General features: G+C 35.9%; 10 protein-coding genes. 5 read left to right on the forward strand and 5 right to left on the reverse strand.

Annotated elements, in window-relative coordinates; translation table 11 throughout:
• From V7122_RS24735 to V7122_RS24755, 5 genes are all read left to right on the forward strand, one after another.
• Positions 1-186, forward strand: a 186-nt coding sequence (locus V7122_RS24735; RefSeq protein ID WP_335529815.1) for a CYTH domain-containing protein, incomplete at its 5' end; no start/stop codon positions are given.
• Positions 187-203: 17 nt separating this feature from the next.
• Positions 204-842 (forward strand): lytic transglycosylase domain-containing protein, encoded by a 639-nt coding sequence (locus tag V7122_RS24740; RefSeq protein WP_335354055.1) that lies wholly within the window; start codon positions 204-206, stop codon positions 840-842.
• A gap of 224 nt (positions 843-1,066) precedes the next feature.
• The gene (locus V7122_RS24745) at positions 1,067-1,474 is read left to right on the forward strand and encodes a globin (RefSeq protein WP_335354056.1); all 408 of its coding nucleotides are present in this window, start codon (positions 1,067-1,069) and stop codon (positions 1,472-1,474) included.
• Positions 1,471-2,358: a ClpXP adapter SpxH family protein gene (locus V7122_RS24750; protein WP_335345691.1), complete on the forward strand. Its 888-nt coding sequence runs from the start codon at positions 1,471-1,473 to the stop codon at positions 2,356-2,358. Before V7122_RS24745 ends, V7122_RS24750 begins: the two co-directional genes overlap by 4 nt.
• Before the next feature lie 336 nt (positions 2,359-2,694).
• On the forward strand, positions 2,695-2,844 hold the full coding sequence (locus tag V7122_RS24755; RefSeq protein WP_438824028.1) for a hypothetical protein: 150 nt from the start codon (positions 2,695-2,697) through the stop codon (positions 2,842-2,844).
• A gap of 52 nt (positions 2,845-2,896) precedes the next feature.
• Here V7122_RS24755 and pepF read toward each other — a convergent pair whose 3' ends face one another.
• From pepF to spxA, 5 genes are all read right to left on the reverse strand, one after another.
• Positions 2,897-4,714: an oligoendopeptidase F gene (pepF, locus tag V7122_RS24760; protein WP_335529819.1), complete on the reverse strand. Its 1,818-nt coding sequence runs from the start codon at positions 4,712-4,714 to the stop codon at positions 2,897-2,899.
• 113 nt (positions 4,715-4,827) lie between these two features.
• Positions 4,828-6,027 (reverse strand): competence protein CoiA, encoded by a 1,200-nt coding sequence (locus V7122_RS24765; protein ID WP_335529822.1) that lies wholly within the window; start codon positions 6,025-6,027, stop codon positions 4,828-4,830.
• 104 nt (positions 6,028-6,131) lie between these two features.
• A complete protein-coding gene (cls, locus tag V7122_RS24770; protein WP_335529825.1) occupies positions 6,132-7,649 on the reverse strand; it encodes a cardiolipin synthase in 1,518 nt (505 codons plus the stop codon).
• 56 nt (positions 7,650-7,705) lie between these two features.
• Positions 7,706-8,368 (reverse strand): adaptor protein MecA, encoded by a 663-nt coding sequence (gene mecA, locus V7122_RS24775; RefSeq protein ID WP_335345695.1) that lies wholly within the window; start codon positions 8,366-8,368, stop codon positions 7,706-7,708.
• Between the two features lie 255 nt (positions 8,369-8,623).
• On the reverse strand, positions 8,624-9,019 hold the full coding sequence (gene spxA, locus V7122_RS24780; RefSeq protein ID WP_335345696.1) for a transcriptional regulator SpxA: 396 nt from the start codon (positions 9,017-9,019) through the stop codon (positions 8,624-8,626).
• Between the last annotated feature and the right edge of the window lie 99 nt (positions 9,020-9,118).

Raw genomic sequence — 9,118 nt, forward strand, 5'->3', positions numbered from 1 at the left:
GTATTGGATCATAGTTATTATTTAAATAAAGAGGATTTTGAGATAGAATATGAAGTAAGTAATAGAGAAAAAGGCCTCGAAGTGTTTTCAGAACTGCTATTAAATTTAGATATCCCTATACGTAAAACTGACAATAAAATTATGCGTTTTTATAAAGAAAAATATAATCAGCAAGCTGGTTTTTAAAAAGGAGAACTAAGAAAATGAATGTAGAGCAATTAAAAATTATGCTAGACTTGCAGGCACTAAAAAACTTTGACATTTCTCAAGCTTCTTCAGAAAATAGCCAAGTATTTCAGGAGCTGCTGAATCATTTATTACAAGAAACGAATTTGCCTGATTCAACTGTAAGTGAAAATCAATTTGAGAAGTTAACCAGTTATACCGATAACAGCCCTTCACCGGTGATAAATAGGCCATCACTGCCACCATTCATGCTTACTAAACTATCAGGTTCCGGAACGGACACAACTTTTGATGAAATTATTGAAAAAGCATCAGAGCATTATCGTATTCCAGCCAAATTGTTAAAATCAGTCATAAAGCAGGAGTCTAATTTTAATCCGTCAGCGATTAGCCATGCAGGCGCATCTGGATTAATGCAGCTTATGCCTGAAACAGCAAAGGAATTAGGTGTGAAAAATGTTTTTGACCCGCAAGAAAATGTTTTTGGCGGAGCGAAATATTTACGTCAAATGCTAAATAAATATGATGAAAATATTGAACTAGCTTTAGCAGCCTACAATGCTGGACCAGGAAATGTGGATAAACACGGTGGGATTCCCCCATTCAAAGAAACGATTAATTACGTTCGAAAAATTAAGAGTGCATTTCTGTCCTGAACTTACCTTCGTCTATTGCTTCAATAGACATTTTTTGTTGAAAAATTAAGGCAGACTGCCCCTTCAAAAAATTCCCTTGAAATTTTTTGAAAGCTATTTGTTTGAGTTAAAAATCACTCATTGATAGAATGAAAAGAGATTACTTGATCAATTGCTAATCATTTTTCATTATATCTGCTATTAGGCTTAACATTATATAACTCAAATAAGGGAGATTTTTTATTATGGTCGAGAAAATGCATACACCGTTCGATGCGATTGGAGAAGAGAAGCTCCACCTACTTGTGGAAGCTTTTTATCGTCGCGTGGGACAACATCCCGATCTCGTTCCTATTTTTCCAGATGATTTAACGGAAACGGCAAGAAAGCAAAAGCAATTTTTAACCCAATACTTGGGCGGCCCCCCATTATATACATCTGAACATGGTCATCCGATGCTTCGTGCCCGGCATCTGCCTTTCGAAATAACCGAAACTAGAGCCAAGGCATGGCTTTCATGTATGACAGAAGCAATGGATGAGGTTAAACTGGAAGGACAAATAAGAGAAGATTTTTATGCAAGACTCTTTTTAACTGCACAGCATATGATTAATACATCTGAAAATGAAATGATGAAAGGTGAGAACTTGTGAACAATCAGGAATCATTCGAATCAAAGTCGCCATCACCTCATTGTCATGGCAATGAGAAAAAGCCGCTTGAATTGTACTTGTTCATTGATCCTCTTTGTCCTGAATGCTGGGCCCTTGAACCCATCTTAAAAAAACTCATGATTGAGTATGGTCGTTATTTTTCCATTAAGCATGTCATAAGCGGAAGATTGTCGACATTAAATATAGGCAGAAAGCATAGCTACGAAAATATTGCTGAGCTTTGGGAAAAAACAGCAAGCCGTTCAGGAATGTCCTGTGACGGAAACCTTTGGTTTGAAAATCCCATTTCATCCCCGCATCTTGCATCAGTTGCAATAAAAGCTGCAGAGCTGCAAGGCAGAAGAGCCGGAATACGGTTTTTGCGAAAATTGCAGGAAGTGTTATTCTTGGAAAAGCAAAATGTCTCAAGCCTGGATGTATTAAGAGAGTGTGCAGAAAGTGTGGGCTTGGATGTAGCAGAATTTATTTCTGATATTCACTCTGATAGTGCAGCAAAGGCCTTTCAATGTGACTTAAAAATTACCGCAGAAATGGATGTACACGAAATTCCTACCCTTGTCTTTTTTAATGAAAATATCGAGGATGAAGGAATAAAAGTTACTGGTGTTTATCCTTATGAAGTGTATGAGCAAATTTTAGATGAAATGCTGGTAGAAAAGCCTGAACGCTCAGCTCCGCCCCCTTTAGAAATCTTTCTAAAGTATTTTAAATTTGTTGCTTCCAAGGAAATTGCGGTTGTCTACAATATGACGATCAATGAAGTAGACCGCGAAATGAAGAAGCTGCAATTAAAGCAAATAGTCGAACAAATTCCCGTTAAGTACGGAATGTTTTGGAAGTTTAATTCTTTAGATGAATTTTGAACTCATTTCTTATATCTCTATACCCCAAAAAAGACCATGCAAACTAATTTAGTCTGCATGGTCTTTTTTTATATATAATACGAAAAAAAGGGGATGGGAGAAATCTTTCACGGTCAAACAAGGGGTAGGTGTTTGTATGTGATCAACTTCATGTCTGTAATATAACATGAATTTAGAGAGAGCACAATAAGTTTGTGCTTTTATTCACAATATTGTCAAATACATTACATAATAGATGGACAGTTGAATATAATGTAATAACCATTAGGCCTATCTTTAAGTCACTTAACAATCTAACAGGAGGAGTTCGAGGTGAAAAAGCTTCCTTTTGTTCTAATGTTTGTCTTTATTTCTCTTTCCTTTATCTTAAATTTCTTCGCGCTTATGAAGATGTTTCCCCTTTATATAAGCTCACCGCTCTTATTTTTATCCATATTAATTCTCATTATCACGATTAATGACCGAAAGAAGTTTAAAGGATTTTGAATCTGTTATATAAAAGGAGAATGAAGTTTAGAACCTCATTCTCCTATTTTCATTATCCTAGCAATTTTTCCATTTCATTGAGCTTTTCTTCAAATACTTTACATGCATCCTCGACTGGTTTAGAACTTGTCATATCTACCCCAGCTTTCTTTAGCACCTCTATAGGGTAATCGGAGCTTCCAGCCTTTAGGAACTCAATGTAACGATCAACTGCCGGCTGGCCCTCTTCTAAAATTTGTTTACTTAATGCGGTAGCTGCACTAAAGCCAGTCGCATATTGATAAACATAATAATTGTAATAGAAATGAGGAATACGGGACCATTCTAATCCTATTTCCTCGTCAATGATTAGATTTTCCTCCCCAAAATATTTCTTATTCAGCTCATAATATTCTGTTGTTAATGCCTCAGCCGTTAGAGCTTCATTATTCTGCGCCTTTTGATAAATTAGATGCTCAAACTCTGCAAACATCGTTTGACGGAATACGGTGCCTCTAAAGCCTTCTAAATAATGATTTAATAAATAAATTCTCTTCTTATCATCGTCCACTGTCTTTAATAAGTAATCGTTTAATAGTGCTTCATTGCATGTTGAAGCAACCTCTGCAACGAAGATCGAATAATTGCCATATGGATACTTTTGAGTTTTTCTCGTGTAATAACTATGAACAGAGTGGCCAAATTCGTGTGCCAATGTAAACAAATTATTTATATTATCCTGCCAGTTCATTAGTATATATGGATGCGTTCCATATGAACCAGATGAATAAGCACCGCTGCGCTTTCCTTTATTCTCGTAAATATCAACCCAGCGATTTTCAAATCCTTCTTTCAATACGTTTAAATAATCTTCACCAAGAGGAGCTAAACCTTTAAGGATTAAATCTTTAGCTTCATCATACTTAACCTCCATTTTGATGTCTTTAACAAGAGGTGTGTAAAGATCATACATATGAAGCTCATTGACAGCAAGAACCTTTTTACGAAGCTTTACATAACGCTGCAGCAGATGCAGATTGTCATTAACTGTTTGAACAAGATTATCGTAAACCGATTCTGGAATATTATTAGCAGCTAAGGCTGAATGGCGAGCTGAGCTATAGTTTCTAATTCTCGCATTGAAATTATTCATTTTTACGTTTCCGCTTAATGTGCTTGCAAACGTATTGCGAAATTTTCCATATGTGTCATAAACAGCCTTAAATGCATCATGTCTTACCCTTTGATCTTCACTTTCAAGGAATCTGCTATAACGGCCATGTGTTACCTCAACCTCTTCCCCATTTTCATCCTTTATGGAAGGGAATTCCAAATCAGCATTATTAAGCATCCCAAATGTATTACTGGAAGCAGAAAACACTTCAGAAGCTTCAGCAAGTAATGCTTCCTGTTCAGCGGAGAGCACATGAGGACGCTGTAAATTTATTTCGTCTAACGATTGCCTGTAAAGCTGAAGCTCTTTCTTTTCCTCCAAGAAACCATTAATCTTTTCTTCATCAACGGCAAGAATTTCAGGAACAATATAAGCCAGATTGCTCGCTGCCTGCGAATATAAATTCTTTATGCGGTCGTCCATGCCTTGATAATGAGAATTTGTTGTATCCTGATCATACCTCATATGAGCATATGTATAAAGCTTGCCAAGACGTTCGAGTAAATGGTCCTGATATTGTAATGCCTCATATAATAAATTTGCACTTTCCCCTAATTTTCCTTGAAACTTACTTGCTCCAGGTATTAGTGCCTTTACATCATTGAATTCCTTGTCCCATGCTTCATCATTTAGGAAAATATCCTCTAGCTTCCAAGTGTATTCCACATTGATTTCACTTCTCGCGGGAAGCTTTTTAACAGCCGTTTCACTTGCCATTTTCCATCCTCCATTCAATATTTCGTGTACCGAAAAAGGGTGCAAATTAATATTTCGCTTTTCAATAATGAAATCCCTTCTATGTTCATTGTATTTCTAAATTGATATTTTTATCATACCCAGCTTAAACTCTTACTAATAATATCCCTATATAATTGATAAAAAATTTTCTCACTTTCACACTGGCTCCCTACTGTTTCATGCACGATAATCGGTTTAACCATCTTGAAAGAGTTTTGGCTTTCAGGCTGGAGTGTTTTAATTTGGACAAGTAAATCGATATATTCCTTCACCGCCATCAAGGCACTTCCCTTTCGAGCTTGGGGAAGCTGTCTAATCTTTATCTCACGATTTCGCACTCTCCTTTTAAAGGAATGTAAAATTTGATCCATCGAAATCGATTTATATTGTTTTAGTACATCCATAAATAAGTAGCTTTGCCATTCAACAGCTGGCGTTTCAATAAAGTGTAAGTGTGGAACAGGTAATCCGATCTCAGGCGGAAGCAGAGAAGTTGTGAAGGAATGAGTATAAAGTTCTTGGAGGAATTTATTGTGGACGGACCCATATAGAGGAATCGTAATATTCTTTGCCTTTCTAATTTCTTTAATCCAATCATCTATTCTATTTGAGCGCCTGCTTCCCGGATTTAGTAGATTTGATATAGGTGAGTTGCTTAAAGTCATTATAGAGAATTGTGCTAAGGAATGTTTAACGGTAACGGGCATGATGTGTTGGATAAGGATGAGGTTGTCGGTAACTGGACAGTAAGCGGGAAGATGCCAAGTTCCAGATGAGCTTTTTGTTACGAATAAATAATCGAATCTCGAAAGTGCAACTAGATTATGACCTTTACGTATAATATTTTTGCCAGCTGTGATCCATATAGGAGTAATATTCGCATGATAATAGCTTTCAGTTCTTTTGACGAAGAGTCCTTCTGGAATTGTAGAGCATTGATATTCTATCGCATATGAAACACCTTTATTCGTAAAGCCAATATCAGGCCTCTGAGCAATTTCCTTATAATATGGCTCCAGCTGAGGAGACAGCCCCTTCTCTTGAAGCCATTTATATAAGGCAAGCTTTCCCTTTAAATGATATTCGGATTCTCTTTCGTACTTTTCCGAGCAGACTGCTCCTTTTTCATGGGCAAAATGAGGAATTTTTATCGTGCCGACTTTTAATAGGACCCGCTCATCACACTCTGGACAATAGAAGCTTTCAGATTTTCTTAACTCTCTAAGCATTTCATGACTATGATTACTTGCTAAACTAAACCATTCTCCTTGCTCTGTTTTTGAAACCAACAAAAAATCATCTCCCTTCTTTAAAGGCTACTATTCGACATATTACTTCATATACCTTTAAAATTTTCAGAAATAATAAAGGAGCTGACCTTTAAGGTGCAGCTCCTTTATAGAAATGGGGATAACAGTCTTGACGTTGATTCAATAATACGATAGCCAATCTTCCTATTTTTGAATTTCTCTAAATCTATTTCTTTGGAACATTGGATATCGTTTAGATATTCTCTTACAAGCTTGTCAGTACTTCTAGTGCGATATAAAAAAGCATTAACCTCGAAATTCAAATGAAAACTTCTCATATCCATATTAGATGTACCAATGGAAGCCAATTCTTCATCAACGATGACAATTTTGCTATGCATAAAGCCTTTCTCATATTCAAAGATCTTTACACCTGCTTCTAGCAATTCTGGAAAATACGAACGTGACGCATAGAATACAATTCTTTTATCAGGATTCTTCGGTACAAGAAGTCTTACATCAATTCCGCTTAAAGCTGCTATTTTCAGTGCAGAAAAAATATCTTCATCCGGAATAAAGTATGGCGAGGCAATCCAAACCGATTTTTCAGCTGAAGTAATCATGGAGAAAAAGATGTTTTTAATTACGCTCCATTCATTATCTGGTCCTCCAGCTATAAGCTGCACTCCGCCATGGATGCTTTCCTCCAAATCAGGAGATAAATACTCCGGAGACATGATGCTTTTGTTCGTCATATAATACCAGTCTTGGAGAAAAATTAATTGCAGGCTTCTTACAGCTTCTCCCCTCATTAATAAATGAGTATCGCGCCAAAATCCAAAGCTCTCATCTCGTCCTAAATATTCATCCCCAATATTTAACCCGCCTACAAATCCAATACTTCCATCTATAACGATAATCTTACGATGATTGCGGAAATTTATTTTACTGCTAAGAAATGGGAGTCTAACAGGTCCGAAGGGAATTATTTCGATGCCAGCTTTCTTTAGTTCATCAATATATTTATTTGATAATTTCCACGAACCAACTGCATCATAGAGAAAACGGACTTTAACCCCTTCGTGAGCCTTTTGGATAAGGAGATTTTTTATTTCTTGACCAATTTCGTCATGACGTACGATATAATATTCTAAATGAATGTGGTGAGTCGCTTCTTTTAAAGCTTCTAATATATGCTGAAAGGTTTCATCCCCATTTGTTAAAACCTTTGTTTGTGTGGCAAAAGATATTGGACTATGACCTAAATTTTGGGCCAAATGAAAAAGTTTTCTTTGATGATCCCCCAACTGTTTCATTTTTTCCTCATTAGATGGATCAATCTCTCCTTCCACCCTTAAAAAAGCTTGTTTATCGAGAATGTATTTCTGTCTAAACATTTTTTCTTTCTTATAATTTCGCCCGAATAAGATGTAGAAAATGAACCCGACTAGCGGGAAACTTCCTAAAACAACAAGCCATGTCAAAGTTTGGGCCGGATGCCGATTTTCTAAAAATATGACAAAAGCAATAAATATCACTGACAACGACATCAAAATACTTATATAGCCTAAATATCCGCCTGTTTGCATGACATAATGATCGTAAAGATAAACAAGACCCACCATTATTCCTAGAAATAAGATAATTCTGACTGTGTTCTTCACCTTCTCACCTACCACTTGCCATAAAAAAAACCGATTTCAAACTGAAATCGGATTTTCTATTTAAAATACGATCTTAATTGTTCAAATACATCCTCAGCGATGATTAGTTTTCCATATTCCTCAACGCGATGAATGGTAATTTGTGTTTCGTTCCCATATTCCAATAAAATGGACAGCATATTGTCAACATCCTCTTCACTGAAGGCTTCCTCAGGAAATTCAACGAATAAATAGTACCTTCCCTCAAAGGAATATAACTTTGTTGGAATGGAATCAAGGCCATGCTGCTTGGATAGTGAAATAAGATCTTCAAAGTCTCTAAAACTCAAAAGAAAATCAAGATTTTCCTCATATTCTAATTCCTCATCCGAATTTGGATTAAAATGCTGATCAAGCAGTTCTTCTATTCGCTCATCAACAGGAATATCCTTTAATTTTTCATCTGGTACGGGCAATTCAAACTTTTGGCCATCCTTTGAAAGCTGGGCCTTAGTAACAAGAATTTCTAAACCTTTATCTAATGCCTGAACTTGAATCCATAATGGACCTTCCACAGTGAACTCTTCATCTTCATGGACTTCCTCCATCATTTCCCAAAAAAGTTCTTCGCTGCGTTCGCGGTTATACCAAATTTCATCGCGCTCAAAGCCTCTTTCTTCTATATCACCATAAGAAATATAAAACTTAACTGTATGATCATTTATTCTTTCAATTTCCATATTGCAACTCTCCCTTCCGGAGTAGGATATTGCACCTTGTACTTTTATTTTATGATAAAAAGGATATAAAGGGAATTAAAATGTCACAACTTTTTAAAAACCATTAAACACCCAATGCTTTAAAATTTGCACCTTATTAGGGTAAAACAAATTGTCCTAACATTTTAGCAAAATTCTTTCGCTTTCACAAACTTTATAGCTTTTCTAAAAATATATTAAAAGGACCCTCTTCATTAGAAAGAAGGCCCTGTCCTATTAATTTACTAAGCGCTGTGCTTCACGAAGCTGGAATGTACGGACTTTTCTAGGAAGAAAACGTCTAATTTCATCTTCGTTATATCCGACTTGCAGTCTCTTTTCATCAATGATGATCGGACGGCGAAGCAGACCTGGATTCTTTTTGATTAATTCAAATAAATCTTGAAGAGGCATCGCTTCTAAATTAACATCCAACTTCTGGAATGTTTTTGATCTCGTTGAAATAATTTCGTCTGTTCCATCTTCTGTCATGCGAAGGATTTCTTTTATTTCATCAATTGACAACGGTTCAGAAAAAATATTTCTTTCTTTATAAGCTATATCATGCTCTTCTAGCCATAATTTCGCTTTTCTGCAAGAAGTACAACTTGGTGAAGTGTATAATGTAACCATTTTACAAATTCACTCCCTTAAATTTAGACATATAATCAATATTAGATTGTTTATTTGTTTAATAATGAACATTAGCTAATCCGTAAATTACAATTACTT

It is taken from the genome of Bacillus sp. JJ1532 (assembly GCF_036965085.1).
GTDB lineage: Bacteria > Bacillota > Bacilli > Bacillales > Cytobacillaceae > Cytobacillus.